General features: G+C 69.6%; 17 protein-coding genes and 3 pseudogenes. 15 read left to right on the plus strand and 5 right to left on the minus strand.

Annotated elements, in window-relative coordinates:
* The first annotated feature begins 99 nt into the window (after positions 1 to 99).
* From OO67_RS25735 to OO67_RS37175, 4 genes and pseudogenes are all read left to right on the plus strand, one after another.
* Complete coding sequence (locus OO67_RS25735) at positions 100 to 1,701, plus strand: alpha/beta hydrolase (RefSeq protein WP_033303832.1); 1,602 nt, start codon at positions 100 to 102, stop codon at positions 1,699 to 1,701.
* A 356-nt stretch (positions 1,702 to 2,057) separates the two neighbouring features.
* Positions 2,058 to 2,473 (plus strand): annotated as a pseudogene (locus OO67_RS40130) (hypothetical protein); the annotation flags it as partial.
* A 281-nt stretch (positions 2,474 to 2,754) separates the two neighbouring features.
* Positions 2,755 to 2,967: a hypothetical protein gene (locus OO67_RS37170; protein ID WP_078598282.1), complete on the plus strand. Its 213-nt coding sequence runs from the start codon at positions 2,755 to 2,757 to the stop codon at positions 2,965 to 2,967.
* A gap of 40 nt (positions 2,968 to 3,007) precedes the next feature.
* Positions 3,008 to 3,295, plus strand: a pseudogene (locus OO67_RS37175) (transposase); the annotation flags it as partial.
* A 123-nt stretch (positions 3,296 to 3,418) separates the two neighbouring features.
* Here OO67_RS37175 and sigJ read toward each other — a convergent pair.
* From sigJ to OO67_RS25750, 3 genes are read right to left on the minus strand one after another with little or no spacing between them, the layout of a single operon-like run.
* The gene (gene sigJ, locus OO67_RS25740; RefSeq protein ID WP_033303833.1) at positions 3,419 to 4,351 is read right to left on the minus strand and encodes an RNA polymerase sigma factor SigJ; all 933 of its coding nucleotides are present in this window, start codon (positions 4,349 to 4,351) and stop codon (positions 3,419 to 3,421) included.
* A gap of 7 nt (positions 4,352 to 4,358) precedes the next feature.
* Positions 4,359 to 5,168 (minus strand): SDR family oxidoreductase, encoded by an 810-nt coding sequence (locus tag OO67_RS25745; RefSeq protein WP_244300324.1) that lies wholly within the window; start codon positions 5,166 to 5,168, stop codon positions 4,359 to 4,361.
* Positions 5,165 to 5,590, minus strand: a complete 426-nt coding sequence (locus OO67_RS25750; protein WP_033303835.1) for a hypothetical protein — start codon at positions 5,588 to 5,590, stop codon at positions 5,165 to 5,167. The genes OO67_RS25745 and OO67_RS25750 overlap by 4 nt, the downstream gene beginning before the upstream one ends.
* Positions 5,591 to 5,668: 78 nt before the next feature.
* Here OO67_RS25750 and OO67_RS40910 point away from each other — a divergent pair.
* Positions 5,669 to 6,202 (plus strand): annotated as a pseudogene (locus tag OO67_RS40910) (UvrD-helicase domain-containing protein); the annotation flags it as partial.
* 78 nt (positions 6,203 to 6,280) lie between these two features.
* Here OO67_RS40910 and OO67_RS25760 read toward each other — a convergent pair.
* Positions 6,281 to 6,853 carry an adenylosuccinate lyase gene (locus OO67_RS25760; RefSeq protein ID WP_033303837.1) on the minus strand — a complete coding sequence of 191 codons (573 nt, stop codon included), beginning with the start codon at positions 6,851 to 6,853 and terminating at the stop codon, positions 6,281 to 6,283.
* 342 nt (positions 6,854 to 7,195) lie between these two features.
* Between OO67_RS25760 and OO67_RS25765 the strand changes: the two genes are divergently transcribed.
* Entirely contained in the window at positions 7,196 to 8,977 is a 1,782-nt protein-coding gene (locus OO67_RS25765) for a 3-hydroxyacyl-CoA dehydrogenase family protein (RefSeq protein ID WP_033303838.1), read from the plus strand.
* 121 nt (positions 8,978 to 9,098) lie between these two features.
* Positions 9,099 to 9,911 carry a TetR family transcriptional regulator gene (locus OO67_RS25770; protein WP_033303839.1) on the plus strand — a complete coding sequence of 271 codons (813 nt, stop codon included), beginning with the start codon at positions 9,099 to 9,101 and terminating at the stop codon, positions 9,909 to 9,911.
* Between the two features lie 19 nt (positions 9,912 to 9,930).
* Here the strand turns inward: OO67_RS25770 and OO67_RS25775 are convergent, their stop codons facing one another.
* Positions 9,931 to 10,698, minus strand: a complete 768-nt coding sequence (locus tag OO67_RS25775; protein WP_033303841.1) for a restriction endonuclease — start codon at positions 10,696 to 10,698, stop codon at positions 9,931 to 9,933.
* Between the two features lie 127 nt (positions 10,699 to 10,825).
* Here OO67_RS25775 and OO67_RS25780 point away from each other — a divergent pair, with 127 nt between their 5' ends.
* The 8 genes from OO67_RS25780 (at position 10,826) to pssA (ending at position 19,773) form a co-directional block, all read left to right on the plus strand.
* Positions 10,826 to 11,617: a GNAT family N-acetyltransferase gene (locus tag OO67_RS25780; RefSeq protein ID WP_033303842.1), complete on the plus strand. Its 792-nt coding sequence runs from the start codon at positions 10,826 to 10,828 to the stop codon at positions 11,615 to 11,617.
* A gap of 367 nt (positions 11,618 to 11,984) precedes the next feature.
* Positions 11,985 to 13,322: a crotonyl-CoA carboxylase/reductase gene (ccrA, locus tag OO67_RS25785; protein WP_033303844.1), complete on the plus strand. Its 1,338-nt coding sequence runs from the start codon at positions 11,985 to 11,987 to the stop codon at positions 13,320 to 13,322.
* Positions 13,323 to 13,330: 8 nt separating this feature from the next.
* Positions 13,331 to 15,343, plus strand: coding sequence for a protein meaA (locus tag OO67_RS25790; protein ID WP_033303845.1), 2,013 nt, complete (start codon positions 13,331 to 13,333; stop codon positions 15,341 to 15,343).
* Entirely contained in the window at positions 15,340 to 16,365 is a 1,026-nt protein-coding gene (locus tag OO67_RS25795) for an HpcH/HpaI aldolase/citrate lyase family protein (protein ID WP_382056983.1), read from the plus strand. Before OO67_RS25790 ends, OO67_RS25795 begins: the two co-directional genes overlap by 4 nt.
* Before the next feature lie 2 nt (positions 16,366 to 16,367).
* Positions 16,368 to 16,895 (plus strand): MaoC family dehydratase, encoded by a 528-nt coding sequence (locus OO67_RS25800; protein WP_033303846.1) that lies wholly within the window; start codon positions 16,368 to 16,370, stop codon positions 16,893 to 16,895.
* Between the two features lie 2 nt (positions 16,896 to 16,897).
* Positions 16,898 to 18,103: an acyl-CoA dehydrogenase family protein gene (locus tag OO67_RS25805; RefSeq protein WP_033303847.1), complete on the plus strand. Its 1,206-nt coding sequence runs from the start codon at positions 16,898 to 16,900 to the stop codon at positions 18,101 to 18,103.
* A gap of 181 nt (positions 18,104 to 18,284) precedes the next feature.
* A complete protein-coding gene (locus tag OO67_RS25810) occupies positions 18,285 to 18,932 on the plus strand; it encodes a phosphatidylserine decarboxylase (RefSeq protein WP_033303848.1) in 648 nt (215 codons plus the stop codon).
* 22 nt (positions 18,933 to 18,954) lie between these two features.
* A complete protein-coding gene (pssA, locus tag OO67_RS25815) occupies positions 18,955 to 19,773 on the plus strand; it encodes a CDP-diacylglycerol--serine O-phosphatidyltransferase (protein WP_033303850.1) in 819 nt (272 codons plus the stop codon).
* Positions 19,774 to 19,814 lie beyond the last annotated feature (41 nt).

Raw genomic sequence — 19,814 nt, forward strand, 5'->3', positions numbered from 1 at the left:
TCAACTCTCGGCGACACGCGTCCTTCCCCCGCCGGATCCGGGAAGCATGCGGCGGGGGCTGTGCCACCCACAGCCGCGTTCCCCGACTCGGGAGGCCACATGACGAAACGTGCAGGAATCATTGTCGCCGTCGGCGCCGCGGTCGCGGGTCTGGTGACCGCCGCACCGTCGACCGCGTCCGCACCGTCCACCACGCTCACCGAGGGGACGAGGCCGGCTCCGCGCGCCGCCGCGCCGCTGAAGTGGACCGGCTGCGGGACCAAGTCGTACCCGGCTCTGCAGTGCTCGAAGGTCCTCTCGCCGCTCGACCATGAGAACCCGTCGGGCAGACAGGTCACCCTCGCCCTCTCCCGGATTCCGCACACCGCGAAGACCTCGCAGGGCCCTCTGCTGGTCAACCCCGGCGGCCCCGGCGGCAGCGGGCTCTCCATGGCGGGCTTCGTGGCGGCCTCGCTGCCCGGGAAGCTCGCCGCGCAGTACGACGTGATCGGGTTCGACCCGCGCGGGGTCGGGAAGAGCACCCCCGCCCTCGACTGCGTACCGAAGTACTTCGCGCCGGTGCGCCCCGACACCGTGCCGGACTCCTACGAGGCGGAGAGGACCGCGCGCGACCGGGCCGCCTCCTTCGCCGCCGCCTGCGGTGAGAAGCACGGCGACCTGCTGCCGTACATGGACACCGTCAGTGCCGCGAAGGACCTCGACGTCATCCGCCGGGCCCTCGGCGCACCCCAGGTCAGCTACTTCGGATACTCCTACGGCACCTACCTGGGCGCGGTCTACGCGAAGCTGTTCCCCGAGCGCGTGCGCCGCCTGGTGCTGGACTCGGTCGTCGACCCCGACGGCGTCTGGTACGAGGACAACCTGGGACAGGACCACGCGTTCGACGCCCGCCACAAGGCGTTCGCGGCGTGGGTCGCGAAGAACCACGCCACGTACGGGCTCGGCAGCGACCCGGCCGAGGTCGAAGCCGCCTGGTACCGGATGCGCGACGCGGTGAAGGAGCAGCCCGCGGCCGGCAAGGTAGGGCCGGGCGAGCTCGAGGACACCTTCATGCCGGGCGGCTACTACAACGGCTACTGGCCACGCCTCGCCGAAGCGTTCGCGGCGTACGTGAACGACAAGGACCAGAAGGCGCTCGCCAGGGCGTACGAGGACTTCGCGGCCGTCGACCGGAGCGGTGACAACGGGTACTCCGTCTACGCGGCCGTGCAGTGCCGCGACGCCGCCTGGCCCCGGACCTGGAACACCTGGCGCAACGACACCTGGCAGGCACACCGCAAGGCGCCCTTCATGTCATGGAACAACACCTGGTACAACGCTCCCTGCGCCACCTGGCCGGTGGAGCCGCTGGAGCCCGTGCGGGTCACCAACGGCAAGATCCCGCCCGCGCTGATCCTCCAGGCCACCGATGACGCCGCCACACCGTACGAGGGCGGGGTCACCATGAGCCGCAGGCTGAAGGGTTCCGGCCTCGTCGTCGAGCAGGGCGGCGGCAACCACGGCATCACACTGAGCGGCAACGACTGCCTGGACGCACACCTGGTGGACTACCTCACCGACGGCACCGTGCCCACCGGCGGCGGCAGTGGCGCGGACGCGGTCTGCGACGCACTGCCGGAGCCCAAGCCCGCCCCGGCCACGAAGGCGGGCGCGAACACGAAGGGCAGCACACTGCACGGCCTGCTCGGCTTCCGCGGCTGAGGACGCGAGGGCACCGCGCCCGGGGGCGTACGCCAGGAGGGGCCGTGTGACCACCCCACCCACTCCCGCGTACGCCCCCGGCGTGCGTGTTCGCGGCATGGCGCTCGGCGACTGCGCGGCCGTGGCGGACATCCGGGTGCGCGGATGGCGGACCCCGCGTACGCCGGCATGGTTCCGCAGTCGTCTCTGGACGCGATGGACGTCGACCGGGACGCCGAGCTCCGGCGCACATACCTCACGGCGGACGACGGACCGGTGAATCCGGTGGCCGAGGCTCCTGACGCCACGGTGACCGGCTGGGCCTGCTACGGCCCCTGCCGCGACGAAAGCGCGCGCGGCCCGGGAGCGGGGAGCTGTTTTCCGGCGTCGATGACCAGGGAGGCGCGTTCCGCGCCACCTCGAACTCGCTGCCCTGGCCCTTGCGCTGACGCGACGGGTCATCGTCCTGCAAGCCGTCGAGCATGCCCAGAACGACCCTGGCAACCTGTTCGACGGCTTCACCCGCGTACTCAGGCGCGGCCAACAGCGCCTCGAAGAAAGGGAGTCGGGCATCGCCGATGCCCTGGTGCGCCTGTCGGCGCTGGAGCTGTCCCGCCCGAACGGTTCGCGGCCCGTCCTCACGCCTGGTGAAGTGGATCGTCTGATGCGCGCGGCCCACCGGATTCACCAGCTGGGCGATGGCATCACGGTGGCCAGCCGCGCGACAGACGTGGCGATCCCCATCGCCCGCGGCAAGGACGGCTCGGTGGTCGTGTTCCCTGCGCTGCCCGCGGAGGCACGGCCTGCGGGACTGTCACGCTTCCGGGATGACTTCTACCCCTGTCCGGCCAGAGGGGTGGGCCGATCACACGGTGGCCTCACGACGCAGCTTCACCTGGCCGGAGCCGCGCACGTCTCATCTCCTGCCGACGCCCCACGGCGCTCGTCCGATTGTGACAGCTCGCCCCGCCCCCACCCCGTTGCATCGTGGCAAGCGCGTGGCTCCGGGTCCGCGGAGGCATCTCACCACCTCCGCTGCGACGACGGTCGACCGTCCGGCATAGGGTCACGCGCATGTGGGCGGAAGTAGATTTGATCGACTGGGCAGCACTGAGGCACAACTACGGGTCCGCCGCAGACGTGCCCGGACTGTTGCGCCGGTGCGCGGGGCCTGATCCGGAGGATGCGGAGCGTCTTCCGCAGGACGGCCGGACCGACATCGCCGCCGTCCTCCGCCACACCGGCCGCGACTGCCTCCGGCCCCTACGAACCCTCGGCCTCACGTGACGAACCCGGACAGATCCCGATCACGCAACGCCCCTGACGGGAGAGCGCGCGGGAGGAGTTCACGCCGTTCCTCCGCTTCGACACCGAGATCCGCCGCATCGTCTGCACGACGAACGCAATCGAGTCCGTGAACGCGCGGATCAGACGGGCGGTGAGAGCCCGCGGTCACCTCCCGCACGCACAGGCCGCCTTGAAGTGCGTCTACATGGCGATAATGTCGCTGGGCCCGACCGGCAAGGGCCGGGCCCGCTGGACCATGCGCTGGAAGACAGCCTTGAACGCCTTCGGCACCACCTTCGACGGCCGGCTCCCCGCAGCACGTCCGTAACCCTCGACAACCGAGTTACACCGCTCGACAGACCCCCGCGTCGTGAGACCGTGCGAGCCCCTGGCGTCGCCTGTACCTGCCAGGGGCTCGGGCCGGCATCAGCAGGCGGTGTGGCTCTGGTCGTCAGCCAGTCTCGTCGTCGGTCCAGGCGTGCAGCTTGTCCGGGTTGACCACCATCCACAGGTTGGATATCAGGCCGTCGTGCACGTCCAGGGCGAGGACGACGACGGTGGTGCCGGCGATGCGGACCGTCACACCGGGGGCGCCGTTGACGTCCTCCTCGACGAGTTCCACCCCGGGTTCCTTACGCATGAGGCCGAGGAGGAGGCGGGCCACCTTGTCCCGGCCGACGACCGGGCGCAGGGCCGCGCGCACCTTGCCGCCGCCGTCGCTGAGCGACGCGACGTCGGGGTCGAGGAGGTCGATGAGGGTGTCGAGGTCGCCGGTCTCGCAGGCGTTGCGGAACGCGGTGACGACCTGCCGGTGTTCCTCTGCCGTACTGCTGCCAGGCCGTTGGCCGGCAATACGCCGTCGGGCGGACGCGGCGAGCTGTCGGCAGGCCGCAGGGGTGCGGCCCACCGTCTCGGCGATCTCGGCGAACGGCACGCCGAAGACGTCGTGGAGGACGAAGGCGACACGTTCCGCCGGAGTGATCGAGTCCAGGACCACGAGCATCCCCATGCTCACCGACTCGTCGAGGGTGATGCGGTCGGCGGGATCGGCGCCGCCTTCGTGGCCCGTGCTCGTCCACAGGGTGGTGTGCCGGACGGGCTCCGGCAGCCATTCACCGGTGTAGCACTCCCGGCGGACCCGCGCCGACGCAAGGTGGTCGAGGCAGATCCGTGAGGCGACCCGGGTCAGCCAAGCCAGCGGTGCGTCGATCCCCTGCTGCCCCTCCTCGGACAGGGTGTACCAGCGGGCGTACGTCTCCTGGACCACGTCCTCGGCGTCCTGCACCGAGCCGAGCATCCGGTAGCCGAGGTTGAGCAGCCGACGGCGCTCGGCCTGGAGGGCGCCGAGGGGAGTGTCCTGGGCCGATTCGGAGGGCGTGGACACGGCGTCTTCATCCCTCCTGGACAGCGTGCTGGGCGAGCCATGCCTCGAAGGTCTGGCTACCCCGCGGCCCTTGTCCGACAGGCAGCAGACCGTCGCCCGCCATGGCCGTGCCCGCGGCGCCGGGCATCTTCACCGGCAGCAGCAGACGCCGCTGGTGCCGGGCCCGCAGCAGTCGGCGCACCATGTCGACGACCTGCTCGACCTGCGGTCCGGCGAGCTCGGGGGCCATGCCCTGGGCCGGGGCCATTGCGAGCCGCACGAGCTGCTGGGCCACCTCACGGGCCGCGACCGACCGGGTCCGCATCCGGGGCACCACTGCCAGTGGCCCTGGCACCCGGTCGAGGGTCTGCTCCGCGAACTCGTGGAATTGGGTGGCGCGCAGCACCGTCCATGGCGTCCGCCCGCTCTTCACCACGTCCTCCTGGCGCAGTTTCCCCTGGTAGTAGCCGAGGCCGACCTGGTCGATGCCGACGATCGACAGCACGACGTGGTGGCCCACCCCGGCTCGCTCACCGGCGTCCAGGAGGTTGCGGCCGACGCTGTCGAAGAACGCGATGGCCTTCTTGCCGCTCGTAGTCGTCACATTGCTCACGTCGACGACCACCTCCACGCCCGCCATGGCCGCGTCGAGTCCGGCGCCTGTCACAAGGTTTACGCCCTGCGACCGGGCCAGCACCACCGGCTCCTGCCCGGTCGCTGCCAGTTCCTCGACCACATACCGGCCGACCAGCCCGGTCCCGCCCGCCACTGCCACCCGCATACCGGACCTCTCCTTCACGCTCATGTCGCCGTCGTTGCTGTTGTCGCCGAACGTCATCGAGTGTCGTTCGGCCGTCCGGGGAGGACCGGCACCAGGAGCGGAGCCGCCAGTAGCACCAGCGCGGCCAGGAATATGACGTTGAGCACCTGGTCACGCGTGTTGTACATGGCGAGGTGCTGTACGTGGTAGATGAAGTGCAGCACGTTGAAGACCAGCCACACCGCGCCCGTCGTCTGGACCAGCCGGGTGTTTCGCACGGAGCTCAGCGTGATGAGCGTCAGCATGGCCAACGCCAGGAACATGGCCCCGGCGTCCTTGGAGAGGTGCTCGTTGTAGGGGCCCAGCTGGGGCAGCCAGCTGAGTCCGAGACCGGGGAAGTTCGCATACCAGCTTGTCGGGGCGAAGTAGGCCCAGAGCCCTGTGTACAGGCCGACCGCGGCCAGGAGGCCGAGACTTGCGTAACGGAGTTTCGTGTTCATACCTCTATGACGAGACAGCGCCCTGAGATGTGAGACGGGTTGTCACCCGATTGCGTCGGGGAATTGGTCTTCGCAGGAAAGTACGACGACCTCGACGGCAACGAGGAGACCTTCGCCGGATACTGGTCGGTCCTGCGGCGGAGTGCCCGACCTGCACGGGCGCACGGACTGGGGGCCGACCGGGAGGCCGTCGCCATGCTGATCGACAGCTGGGACGACATCCCGCACGAGCTGATCGTGATGTGCGTGCCGACGAATCCAGATGGCGAGCGGAACGGCGACCACTCTGGCGGAGCACGGAATCCGGGCCGTGGAGATCGGCACCGACGGTCCACGTGGTGACGGCGGCGTACACATCGGCACGGTGTTCCGCTTCAAGGGTCTCGAGTACCAGCGCATGGTCGTCGCCGGAGTCAGCGACGGGCTGATCCCCAGGGACGGCGTGAACCGGAGGCGTGGCACCGATCCGATCCGGTCCGCTACCGGCGCGAGGTCCCGCAAGCACGCTCACCGCTGTTCGTCGCCACTACGCGGGCCCGCGACAGCCTGGACATCTTCTGGCACGGCACACCGAGCCCGTTCCGGGCGCCGCTGGTGGCCGCCGGACGGTGAGGGGTCCCGGGCCACCGCGGCCTCCTTTCGGCACGGCGGATGCTGCCGTGAGCCGCTCCTCCAGGACCGTGCGCGCCCTCAGCCCGCCGTCAGCCGGCGAAGCGCCTCCTCCGCCGCCGTGCCGAGACGGGGGTGCGGCAGGGCTGCCTCCAGGACCGGGCGGGCGCGGACGTCCCCCAGGCTCCCAAGCCCCTCGACGCAGGCGAGCGCGACCCGCCAGTGCGGGTCGCCGGGGACCAGCAGCCTGTGCAGCGTACTGACCAGGGCGGGTACGGACTGGGGCGCCCGCAGGGCCGTCAGCAGCCGTACCGGGTGCAGGGCGTACGCCGTCCGCAGGCTGTTGGTGGCGAGCGCGGCCGCCGCACCGGGTGTGCGGGGGTCGCCCAGGAGCAGGAGCGCGTGAGCGGCCGACACGCAGCGCTCGGGATCGCGGTGGTTGAGGAGGAGGACCAGCGCCTCGAAGGCGCGGCGGTCGCCTCGGCAACCAAGCCGGAACGCCGCGATCTCGCGGGCCCACAGCGGGCGTTCGCGCTCCACGAGGGCCCTGGCCAGCTCTTCGTCGTCCTCGGTGGCGAGCAGCCGGTGAAAGACCTCCGGCTGCTCGGCCTCCAGCACGAGCCGGTCCGTCAGCGAGCGGAACTCCTCATCCATGACGCTGAGTTTAGAGGTGTCGACGCACTGTGTCCGATGAACTGTGTGCCAGTGCACAGTCCGACAGGGCTGGCGCGCTCGTTACTCGCCGGTTAATCTCAAGTGAGCGGGACACACACCCGCCGGCTCCGGTGGCCTGGTGACGCAGCCACCCGGGGTGCTTGTCGGTTCGGCAGTTCGAGAGACGCGGCTCGGGACAGAGCCCGTCACCTTTCCCCGGGTGCAGTGCGCACCTGGGACCGTGCACCACGACACGCGATTTCCGCACGCCGGGCGCCGGCTGGTTCCGGCCATGCCCGCCGCCGTGCTCCTCTCAGTCGTCACTCACCCTGGAGTCCCGTGATGGACACCCCGCTCACCACCATTGCCGTCGTCGGTCTCGGCACCATGGGCACCGGCATCGCCGAGGTCCTGGCCCGTGCGGGCCGCGAGGTCATCGGCATCGACATCAGCGAGGCCGCCGCCCGCCAGGCGGTCGCCTCGCTGGAGGCCTCCACCGCACGCTCCGTGCGCCGTGAGCGGATCACGGAGCAGGAGCGGCGCGCCATCCTCACCCGCTTCCGTACGTTCTCCGATCTCCAGGCCGCCGCGGACGCGGAACTGGTCATCGAGGTCGTGCCGGAGACCTACGAGATCAAGCAGCAGGTCTTCCGGGAGCTCGACGCGGTGGTCTCCCCCGCCGCGATCCTCGCGACGGGCACGAACGCCCTGTCCGTGACCCGGCTGGCCGCCGAGTCGCAGCACCCCGAGCGGGTCCTCGGCCTGCACTTCTTCAATCCGGCGCCGGTGATGAAGCTCGTCGAGGTGGTCTCCTCCGTGCTGACCGCACCGCCCGCCGTGGAGAGCGTCACCAGGCTCGCCCGCGAGCTGGGCAAGGAGCCGGTCGCGGTCGGCGACCGGCCGGGTTTCGTCGCGGACGGCCTGCTGTTCGGCTATCTCAACCAGGCCGCAGCCATGTACGAGGCGAACTACGCCTCCCGCGAGGACATCGACGCCGCCATGAAGCTGGGCTGCGGGCTGCCGATGGGCCCCCTCGCGCTGCTGGACCTGATCGGCATCGACACGGCCCGCACGGTCCTGGAGGCCATGTACTCCGCGTCCCACGACCGGCTGCACGCCCCTGCCCCGGTGCTCGGGCAGCTCAGCGAAGCGGGCCTGACAGGCCGCAAGGCGGGCCGCGGCTTCTACACGTACGACTCGCCCGGCGGCCAGGACGTGGTGCCGGACGCGCTGACGCCGACGGACAGCGCGGGCGCGGTCGCCGGGCGCGAGGTGTCGTCGGTGGGCGTGGCCGGCTCGGGGACGATGGCCTCGGGCATCGCCGAGGTCTTCGCGAAGGCCGGGTACGCCGTGGTCCTCGCGGCGCGCAGCCAGGAGAAGGCGGACACGGCCAAGGCGCGGATCGCCAAGTCCCTGGGGCGGTCCGTGTCCAAGGGGCGGCTCACGGAGGAAGCGCGGGACGAGACGCTCGCCCGGATCACCCCTGCGGGTTCGCTGGACTCCTTCGCCGGCGTCGATCTCGCGGTCGAGGCGGTCGCCGAGGACCTGGAGGTCAAGCGGCAGCTCTTCCAGACCCTGGACAAGGTCTGCAAGCCGGGCGCGGTGCTCGCGACGACCACCTCGTCGCTGCCGGTCGTGGCGATCGCCCGGGTCACCTCGCGCCCCGAGGACGTCGTGGGGATGCACTTCTTCAACCCCGCGCCCGCGATGAAGCTGGTCGAGGTGGTCCGCACCGTGCTGACCGCCGACGACGTGCACGCCACGGTCCGCGAGGTCTGCGTGAAGGTGCGCAAGCACCCGGTCGACTGCGGTGACCGGGCAGGCTTCATCGTGAACGCGCTGCTCTTCCCCTACCTCAACAACGCGATCAAGATGGTCGAGGAGCACTACGCGACGCTCGACGACATCGACGCGGCGATGAAGCTCGGCGGCGGCTACCCGATGGGGCCCTTCGAGCTCCTGGACGTCGTCGGGCTGGACGTCTCGCTCGCCATCGAGAAGGTCCTGCACGGCGAGTTCCGCGACCCGGGCCTCGCTCCGGCGCCCCTGCTCGAGCATCTGGTGGCCGCGGGCTGCCTCGGCCGCAAGACGGGGCGCGGTTTCCGCGAGTATGCCCGCCGCTGAGGGTCCGGCGCCCGGCGCCGGGCCTTCCGGGCCCGGTGCCAGGTGGGGCGGGTTGCTGGGGCCCTCGGGCGACCCGCCCCCACAGGCGCGCTCCCCCGCACCGATGGGTTACGTTCACCTCATGTCCCAACCCGCCAAGTCCCCCCGTTCCTCCGCCGCGACGGACGCCCCGGAAAGTACCGCGGGCACCCGGGCCGCCGCCCAGCGGCTCAAGATGCGCCGCGAACTGGCCGCCGCGGCGATGGAACTCTTCTCCACGAAGGGGTACGAGGCAACGACGGTCGACGAGATCGCCGGGGCCGCCGGCGTCGCCCGGCGCACGTTCTTCCGCCACTTCCGTTCCAAGGAAGAGGCCATCTTCCCGGACCACGACGACACCCTCGTCAGGGCCGAGGCCGTCCTCAACGCCGCCCCCGCGCACGAGCACCCGCTCGACACCGTGTGCCGCGGCATCAAGGAGGTCATGAAGATGTACGCGGCGAAGCCCGCGGTCTCCGTCGCGCGGTACAGGCTGACCCGCGAGGTACCCACCCTCCGGGAGGCCGAGATCGCCTCGGTGGCCCGCTACGAGCGGCTGTTCACGCGCTACCTCCTGGGCCATTTCGACGAACGCGACCACCATGTGGGCAATGACGACCCGCTGCTCGCCGAGGTCGCCGCGTCCGCCGTGGTGACCGCGCACAACCATGTGCTGCGGCGCTGGCTGCGCGCGGACGGCCAGGGTGACGTGGAGTCGCAGCTCGATCACGCGTTCGCGATCGTGCGGGAGACCTTCGGCACGGGGATCGGAGCGGGGCGGACCGCGGGCGAACCCGGGAGGACACCTGCGGCCTCGGTGTCCGGGGACGGCGAGGTGCTGGTCGCCGTGGCCCGTACCGACGCTCCGCTCGACGAGGTCATGCGCACGATTCAGCAGGCGCTGAAGGAGCACTGAGTCCGGCCCCCGGCCGGACTCATCCCTCCGCGGGCTGGACGGCCGCTCCCGCGTACCACGGCGGCGCCGCGGCGCCCTCGCTCCACGCGGTGAGCTCGTCGAGGCCGACACAGACGATGCCGCACTGCTCGGCGTAGTCGAGTGCCGGTTCGGTGAATTCGCCGGTGGTGACGACGACGGCCACCTCGGCCTCGTGCACCGCGTAACAGGTGCCGCCGAAGCGCTGGAGGTCCTGCGAGCCGACCTTGTTGTCACTCGTGTACCTCTTGCACTGCACGACCAGACGGCGCCCGTCCGGCGTGGTGGCGAGCACGTCCGCGCCCAGGTCACCGGCGCCTCCGACGACCTCGACGTCCGGACAGCCGTCCCGACGGCAGAGACCGGCCACCGCCTCCTCGAAGTCGTACGGGTCCATGGCCGCGTAGTCGACCGGCCGGGCCTGCTCGGGGACGGCGGCGACGGGGACGGGGGCCGCCTCGGCTGCCGAGGCCTCCTCCAGGGCGGCGTCCACCACCTCGTACGCGGTCTCGACGGCTGCCGCGGCGGCCCTGGCCGCCGCCCTGCGGCTGCGACGCCTGCGCAGAAGCGCCACAGCCCCGGCCACCAGCACCACGACCGAGGCGACGGCGATCGCCGGGTGCCGTCCGGCGCTCTCCAGGACCGTGCGTGCCGCCAGTCCGGCGCCGCAGACCAGGAGAGCGAGGAGGACGAAGCCGAGGGCCGTCCTCCGGACGTCGAACTCGGGCCTGTGGCCCTCCCGGACGCCCCTGCGCATCTGTATGCCCATCAGGTACCCACCCCTGTCCGTCACGTCGACATCAAGATCACTTCCGTGTGCCCCGCGGCCGCCGGTTGACGCACCGGTCCGGAGAACCCGGTGGTCAGGCCCGGGGTCGACGTGCTCGGATGCGTGGATGGAACCTGACGGGATACTGGCCCTCTTCGACCGCGAGATGCGTGAGCACGCCCGCCCCGAGGGCCCCGGCACACACGTCGAACGCGTGGGTGACGTCGTACGGCAGACCGGCGGCGCCGATGACTGGAACGGCGTCGTGTGGACGGCCCCGGACCTCTCGCCCGGCCGTGCGGAGTCGGAGATCGCGGCTCAGGTGGAGCACTACACCGCCCGAGGCCTCGGCGAGTTCGAGTGGAAGCTGTACGCACACGACGGCCCCGCCTGTCTGGGCGGGCTCCTCACCGCGGCCGGATTCGAGCCGGAGCCGCCGGAGACCCTGCTGGTGGCACCGGTGGCGGGCCGGCCCATGCCGGTGGAGCTCCCCGAGGGCGTCCGGCTGCGGCAGGTGACGGACGCGGCCGGGGTGGAGCTGATGGTCCGGGCCCACGAGCTGGCCTTCGGCACCGACGGTTCGAGACTGCGCCACCGGGCCCTGGCCCGGCTCTCCGACGCCCCGGACACGTTCGTCGCGGTGGTGGCCATGGCGGGTGACGAACCGGTGAGCTCGGCCCGGATGGAGATGCACCCCGGCACCGGCTTCGCCGGGCTGTGGGGAGGCGGGACCGCGGCACCCTGGCGGGGCAGGGGGATCTACCGCTCCCTGATCGCCCACAGGGCCCGCATCGCCGCCAGCCTCGGCTACCGCTATCTCCAGGCCGACGCGACGGACCGGTCCGCCCCGATCCTGCGGCGGCTCGGCTTCACGGCGCTCAGCACGACGACGCCGTACGTGTACCGCACCGCGCCGTAGCACCCACAAAAGGGGAGGCAACGCGACATACCCACCCATGATGTTGCTCATGCGTGCCTACGAGATGACAAGTGAGAGAAATTGTTGGCACTGGGTGCCTTGTCAGCTGTCACGCAGTGCCATACGTTGAAGGAGTCCGGGCGGCCGGCGTGCAGAGACCTCTCGTACGCCGGCTGTCCCCGCAGACCACGTGTCCGCGCGCCCGGGCGCCTGCGTCACAGGCAAACCCTTCTGCTCCACCGAGCAGGCCCGAAGCACCACCCGCCGAACCGACGGCACACCTCCACACCGCACCGCTCCCCTGACCACAGGGGTCCTCCGAGCGTTTCCCTCGACGCCGGAGACCCGATCTGCCGGAGGCAACACCGTGAAGGAAATCCTGGACGCGATCCAATCGCAGGACAGCACAGCCGCGGACTTCGCAGCGCTGTCCATCCCCGAGTCGTACCGCGCGGTGACCGTGCACAAGGACGAGGCCGAGATGTTCTCCGGCGTCGCCAGCCGCGACAAGGACCCCCGCAAGTCCCTCCACATCGAGGACGTGCCGGTGCCCGAGCTCGGCCCGGGCGAGGCCCTGGTGGCGGTCATGGCCAGCTCGGTCAACTACAACTCCGTGTGGACGTCGATCTTCGAGCCCGTCTCGACCTTCGGCTTCCTGGAGCGGTACGGCAAGCTCAGCGACCTCAGCAAGCGCCACGACCTCCCGTACCACGTCATCGGCTCCGACCTGGCGGGCGTCGTCCTGCGCACCGGGCCCGGCGTCAACGCCTGGAACCCGGGCGACGAGGTCGTCGCGCACTGCCTGTCCGTCGAGCTCGAGTCGAGTGACGGCCACAACGACACGATGCTCGACCCCGAGCAGCGCATCTGGGGCTTCGAGACCAACTTCGGCGGCCTGGCGGAGATCGCCCTGGTCAAGTCGAACCAGCTGATGCCGAAGCCGAAGCACCTCAGCTGGGAGGAGGCCGCGTCCCCGGGCCTGGTCAACTCCACCGCGTACCGCCAGCTCGTCTCGCGCAACGGCGCCGGCATGAAGCAGGGCGACAACGTGCTGATCTGGGGTGCGAGCGGCGGACTCGGTTCGTACGCCACACAGTTCGCGCTGGCCGGCGGCGCCAACCCGATCTGCGTCGTCTCCAGCGACCAGAAGGCGGAGATCTGCCGGAAGATGGGCGCGAGCGCGATCATCGACCGCAACGCCGAGGGCTACAAGTTCTGGAAGGACGAGCACAACCAGGACCCGCGCGAGTGGAAGCGCTTCGGCAAGCGCATCCGTGAGCTGACCGGCGGCGAGGACGTGGACATCGTCTTCGAGCACCCGGGACGTGAGACCTTCGGCGCGAGCGTGTACGTGACCCGGAAGGGCGGCACCATCGTGACCTGCGCCTCGACCTCGGGCTACAACCACGAGTACGACAACCGCTACCTGTGGATGTCGCTGAAGCGGATCATCGGCTCGCACTTCGCCAACTACCGCGAGGCGTGGGAGGCGAACCGGCTGATCGCCAAGGGGAAGATCCACCCGACACTCTCCAAGGTCTACTCCCTGGAGGACACCGGCCAGGCCGCCTACGACGTGCACCGCAACCTCCACCAAGGCAAGGTCGGCGTCCTCGCGCTGGCGCCCCGCGAGGGCCTGGGCGTGCGTGACACGGAACTCCGCGAACAGCACATCGACGCCATCAACCGCTTCCGCAACGTCTGAGGTCGACGATGACCGAACGTCAGAAGGACCGTCCGTGGCTCATGCGGACGTACGCCGGTCACTCGACCGCCGAGGCGTCCAACGAGCTCTACCGGCGCAACCTCGCCAAGGGCCAGACGGGTCTCTCGGTCGCCTTCGACCTGCCCACGCAGACCGGCTACGACCCCGACCACGTCCTCGCCCGCGGTGAGGTGGGCCGGGTCGGGGTGCCCGTCTCGCACCTCGGTGACATGCGGCGGCTGTTCCAGGACATCCCCCTGGAGCAGATGAACACCTCGATGACGATCAACGCCACCGCGATGTGGCTGCTGGCCCTGTACCAGGTGGTCGCGGAGGAACAGGGCGCGGACCCCGACAGGCTCCAGGGCACGACGCAGAACGACATCGTGAAGGAGTACCTGTCGCGGGGGACGCACGTCTTCCCGCCGGGCCCCTCGCTGCGGCTGACGACCGACATGATCACGTACACGGTCAACCGCATCCCGAAGTGGAACCCGATCAACATCTGCAGTTACCACCTGCAGGAGGCGGGAGCCACTCCGGTACAGGAGATCGCGTACGCCATGTCGACGGCCATAGCGGTGCTCGACGCGGTGCGGGACTCCGGCCAGGTTCCCGAGGAGCGGTTCGGCGACGTCGTCGCCCGCATCTCCTTCTTCGTGAACGCGGGCGTCCGCTTCATCGAGGAGATGTGCAAGATGCGCGCCTTCGGCCGCATCTGGGACCAGGTCACGCGCGAGCGGTACGGCATCACGAACCCCAGGCAGCGGCGCTTCCGCTACGGCGTGCAGGTCAACTCCCTGGGGCTGACCGAGGCCCAGCCGGAGAACAACGTCCAGCGCATCGTGCTGGAGATGCTGGCCGTCACCCTCTCCAAGGACGCCCGCGCCCGCGCCGTGCAGCTGCCCGCCTGGAACGAGGCTCTCGGACTGCCGCGCCCCTGGGACCAGCAGTGGTCGCTCCGCATCCAGCAGGTGCTGGCGCACGAGAGCGATCTGCTGGAGTACGAGGACATCTTCGCCGGTTCGCATGTCATCGAGGCCAAGGTCGACGAGCTGGTCACCGAGTCGCTGGCCGAGATCGACCGGATCCAGCAGATGGGCGGCGCGATGGCCGCCGTGGAGTCCGGCTACCTCAAGTCGGAGCTCGTCTCCTCGCACGCCGTCCGGCGGGCCCGGATCGAGGGCGGCGAGGAGAAGATCGTCGGGGTCAACATCTACGAGACGACCGAGCCCAGCCCGCTGACCGCCGACCTGGACGCGGCGATCATGACGGTGGACCCCGAGAACGAGGCCCGGGTCGTCGCCGCGCTGCACGAGTGGCGTGACAACCGCGACGAGGCCCGGGCCACCGAGGCGCTCACGGCCCTGAAGAAGGCCGCGGCGGGAACCGCGAACATGATGGAGGCGACCGTCGAGTGCGCTCGGGCCGGCGTCACCACAGGTGAGTGGTCCTGGGCCCTGCGCGACGTGTTCGGCGAGTTCCGGGCCCCGACGGGCGTCTCGTCGGCGCCCGTGGCCGTCACCGCGGAGGCGGGGACGCCGCTCGCCCTGGTCCGCGAGAAGGTCTCCCGCACCGCCGACGACCTCGGCGTCGGCCGACTGCGCCTGCTGGTCGGCAAACCGGGCCTCGACGGGCACTCCAACGGCGCGGAGCAGATCGCCGTACGTGCCAGGGACGCCGGTTTCGAGGTGGTCTACCAGGGGATCAGGCTGACGCCCGAGCAGATCACGGACGCCGCACTGGCCGAGGACGTGCACTGCGTCGGCCTGTCCATCCTGTCCGGCTCGCACGCCGAGCTGGTGCCGGACGTGCTGAACCGGCTGCGCGAGGCCGGTGCGCCGGACATCCCGGTCATCGCGGGCGGCATCATTCCACCGGCCGACGCGAACGCCCTCATCGCGGCCGGCGTCGCCGCCGTCTTCACGCCCAAGGACTTCGGCATCACGGAAATCATCGGCCGTATCGTCGACGAGATCCGGAAAGCGAACAAGCTCGAACCTCTGGAGGTCCCCGCATGACCACGCCCAGCCCGTCGCCCGCCGCCACCCCGATCTCGGGCGGCTCCGCCGCGCGCCACTCCGCCCCCGTGAACCGTCTGCGTCCGCGGCGTTCCTGTCTGGCGGTGCCGGGCTCCAACCCGCGGTTCCTGGAGAAGGCCCAGGGACTGCCGGCCGACCAGGTCTTCCTTGATCTGGAGGACGCCTGCGCGCCGCTCGCCAAGGAGGGCGCCCGGCACCACATCGTCGACGCACTCAACAACGGCGACTGGACCGGCAAGACCCGGGTCGTCCGGGTGAACGACTGGACGACGCACTGGACCTACCGCGACGTCATCACGGTCGTCGAGGGCGCTGGCCCGAACCTCGACTGCATCATGCTGCCGAAGGTCCAGGACGCCCAGCAGGTCGTCGCCCTGGACCTGCTGCTGACCCAGATCGAGAAGACGATGGGCTTCGAGGTCGGGAAGATCGGCATCGAGGCGCAGATCGAGAACGCCAAGGGCCTGGTGAACATCGACGACATCGCCGCCGCCTCTCCGCGCCTGGAGACCCTGATCTTCGGCCCTGCCGACTTCATGGCTTCCATCAACATGAAGACCCTGGTCGTCGGCCAGCAGCCGCCCGGCTACCCGGCGGACGCCTACCACTACATCCTGATGCGCATCCTGATGGCGGCCCGCACGCACGACCTCCAGGCCATCGACGGCCCGTTCCTCCAGATCCGCGACGTGGACGCGTACCGCGAGGTCGCGGGCCGTGCGGCGGCGCTGGGCTTCGACGGCAAGTGGGTGCTGCACCCCGGTCAGGTCGACGCGGCGAACGAGGTGTTCTCGCCCTCGCAGGAGGACTACGACCACGCCGAGCTCATCCTCGACGCCTACGACTGGTGCACCTCGGAGGAGGGCGGCAAGAAGGGCTCGGCGATGCTCGGCGACGAGATGATCGACGAGGCCAGCCGCAAGATGGCCCTGGTCATCGCGGGCAAGGGCCGCGCGGCCGGCATGCAGCGCACCTCCAAGTTCGAAGCGCCGGAGGCCTGACCATGCAGTTCGGACGCACATACGAGGAGTTCGAGGTCGGTGCTGTCTACAAGCACTGGCCCGGAAAGACGGTCACCGAATACGACGACCACCTCTTCTGCCTGCTGACCATGAATCATCACCCGCTGCACATGGACAGCAACTACGCCGAGAAGACGACGGATTTCGGAAAGAACGTTGTCGTAGGCAACTACATTTACTCGTTGCTGCTCGGCATGTCGGTGCCGGACGTCTCCGGAAAGGCGATCGCCAATCTGGAGGTGGAATCCCTGAAGCACGTGGCGCCGACTTTTCACGGCGACACGATCTACGGCGAGACGACCGTGCTCGACAAGACGCCGTCGAGGTCCAGGAGCGACCGCGGCATCGTCTACGTGGAGACAAAGGGCTACAAGCAGGACGGCACGCTGGTATGCGTGTTCCGCCGCAAGGTGATGGTCCCCACCGAGACGTACATCAAGGAGCGGGGCGGCGAGCAGCCCGGCCGCCCGGAGCCGATCCAGCCGCCGAGCAAGAACGTGGAGAAGTAGCCATGAGCCGACTCGCGCAGACCGCCGGTCTGACGGATGTCCAGCAGGAAATCCTCTCCACGGTCCGGGATTTCGTCGACAAGGAGATCATTCCTGTCGCGACCCAGCTGGAGCACCGCGACGAGTATCCGACGGAAATCGTCGAAGGGCTCAAAGAACTCGGCCTGTTCGGGCTGATGATTCCGGAGGAGTACGGCGGTCTGGGCGAGTCGCTCCTCACCTACGCGCTGTGCGTCGAGGAGATCGCCCGGGGCTGGATGAGCGTGTCGGGCATCATCAACACGCACTTCATCGTCGCCTACATGCTCAAGCAGCACGGCACGCAGGAGCAGAAGGACACGTTCCTGCCGCGGATGGCGCTGGGCGAGGTGCGGGGCGCGTTCTCGATGTCCGAGCCGGCTCTCGGCTCCGACGTCTCCGCGATCTCGTCCAAGGGTGTGAGGGACGGCGACGAGTACGTTCTCAACGGTCAGAAGATGTGGCTGACGAACGGCGGCACGTCCACCCTGGTCGCCGTTCTGTGCCGGAGTGACGAAGGACACCCCGAGGGAACCGCTCCGCACAAGTCGATGACGACCTTCCTGGTGGAGAAGGAGGCGGGCTTCGGCGAGGTCCGCCCCGGTCTCACCATCCCGGGGAAGATCGACAAGATGGGTTACAAGGGCGTCGACACGACCGAACTCATCATGGACGGACTGCGCATTCCGGCCAATCGTGTGCTGGGTGGCACCACCGGCCGGGGTTTTTACCAAATGATGGACGGCGTCGAGGTCGGACGGGTGAATGTCGCCGCACGTGGTTGCGGGGTCGCGCAGCGTGCGTTCGAGCTGGGCGTCTCGTACGCCCAGCAGCGCCAGACCTTCGGAAAACCGATCGCCCAGCACCAGGCGATCCAGTTCAAACTGGCTGAAATGGCCACCAAGGTCGAAGCGGCGCATGCGATGATGGTGAATGCAGCACGCAAGAAGGACTCCGGGGAGCGGAACGACCTGGAGGCAGGGATGGCGAAGTACCTCGCCTCCGAGTACTGCAAGGAAGTCGTCGAGGACGCCTTCCGTATCCACGGCGGTTACGGCTTCTCCAAGGAGTACGAGATCGAGCGCCTCTACCGTGAGGCACCGATGCTGCTGATCGGTGAAGGTACCGCCGAGATCCAGAAAATGATCATCGGTCGCCGGCTGCTCGAAGAGTACCGGTTCCAGGGCTGAATGTCCGATTCGAGGTGATTTGGTGGCGAAGAACATCACACCCGGTCACTCCTGTCCGGAGCCTTTCAGCTGTCCGACTCGGCTGCTGGCTTGCCCAGTTGCCGCTCGCACCCGATAGCATCGCCGGAAAGCCGCCGTCCCCCCGTTGCCAGCGCGGCATCATCCGCTACGAAGGTCATCCATGCCCGACAGTCAGAACTCTGCACCACGCGGCGGGGTCCGCCTTGCGCGCGGAGCTTCGCCGTGGCTCCTCCCGACCGTCGCCACCGCGGCGCTCAGCATCGCCCGGGCCCGCCGGTCCGGACGCTGGGCCGCTGTGGCCGTGCCCACCACCGCGCTCGCGGCGGGCATGCTGTGGTTCTTCCGCGACCCCGAGCGCGAGATCACCCAGGGCCGCGTCATCTCGCCGGCCGACGGCGTGGTGCAGAGCATCATGCCGTGGAAGGACGGGCGCACCCGCGTCGCGATCTTCATGAGCCCGCTGAATGTTCACGTCAACCGGGCGCCCCTGTCCGGCACCGTGACCTCGGTCGAGCACATCCCGGGTGGCTTCGTCCCGGCGTTCAACAAGGAGAGCGAGAACAACGAGCGCGTTGTCTGGCACTTCGACACCGAGCTCGGCGACATCGAGATGGTGCAGATCGCGGGAGCGGTCGCCCGTCGCATCGTCCCCTACATCCCGCAGGGTACGAAGGTGGAGCAGGGCGAACGCATCGGCCTGATCCGCTTCGGATCGCGCGTGGACATCTACCTTCCGGAAGGTGTCGATGTCGCGGTCGAGGTAGGCCAGGCCACCACCGCGGGGGTGACTCGAATTGACCGTAGTTGATCCTGAGACGCAGGCCGGCTGGGTGCCGGAGGCCGACGAGGAGGACGACACCGAGGACATGCCGCTCTCCATGCGGCTGTCGATAGCGGACACGCTCACCCTCGGTAACGCCACGTGCGGCTTCATGGCGGTGTACTTCACCACCACGGGGATCCTCATCCCGCACCTCACGGGCAGCGACGAGACGGGCATGGCCAGGCACTCCGCGGCGACCGCGGTGATCCTCATGCTCATGGCCGCCGTGTTCGACCTGTTCGACGGGCTCGTGGCGCGCAAGCTGCGCTCCTCCCCGATGGGTGCGGAGCTGGACAACCTCTCCGACCTGATCAGCTTCGGCCTCGCACCGGCGTACTTCGTCCTGGTGTACGGCATGGTCGCGGACGACGCACACCAGAGGGTGTCGGCGCTCGCGGCGATCGTGGTGCTGCTGGCGGTGGTGCTCAGGCTTGCGCGCTTCTCGTGCGTGACCTTGAAGGACGGCATGTTCCAGGGCATGCCGAGCCCCTTCGGAGCGCTCACGGTCGTCTCGATCGTGCTCCTGGAGCTGCCCTTCGTGCCGACGCTGCTCGCGATCATCGGAGTGGCGTGGCTGATGGTCAGCCGGGTCGAGTACCCGAAGCCGCGGGGTGTCCTCGCGGTGGCGATGCTCAGCTGGATCGTGGCCGCGATGGGCCTCCTCGCCGCCTGGGCGTTCGACGCGCCCGGCGGCCAGCTGCTCCTGCAGACCGGCTGCGCGCTGCAGGTCGTCCTGGGGGCGGTGATCCCGCTCTTCGCCACGGCACGGCGGGTGAACACCTTCCGCGACAACCGGCGCGAAGCCCGGGCGGCGCAGCTCCCGTAGCCACGCCGACGCGACTCCACGAGGGCCCGGATGCTTCCCGC

Source organism: Streptomyces atroolivaceus (assembly GCF_000717025.1).
GTDB lineage: Bacteria > Actinomycetota > Actinomycetes > Streptomycetales > Streptomycetaceae > Streptomyces > Streptomyces atroolivaceus.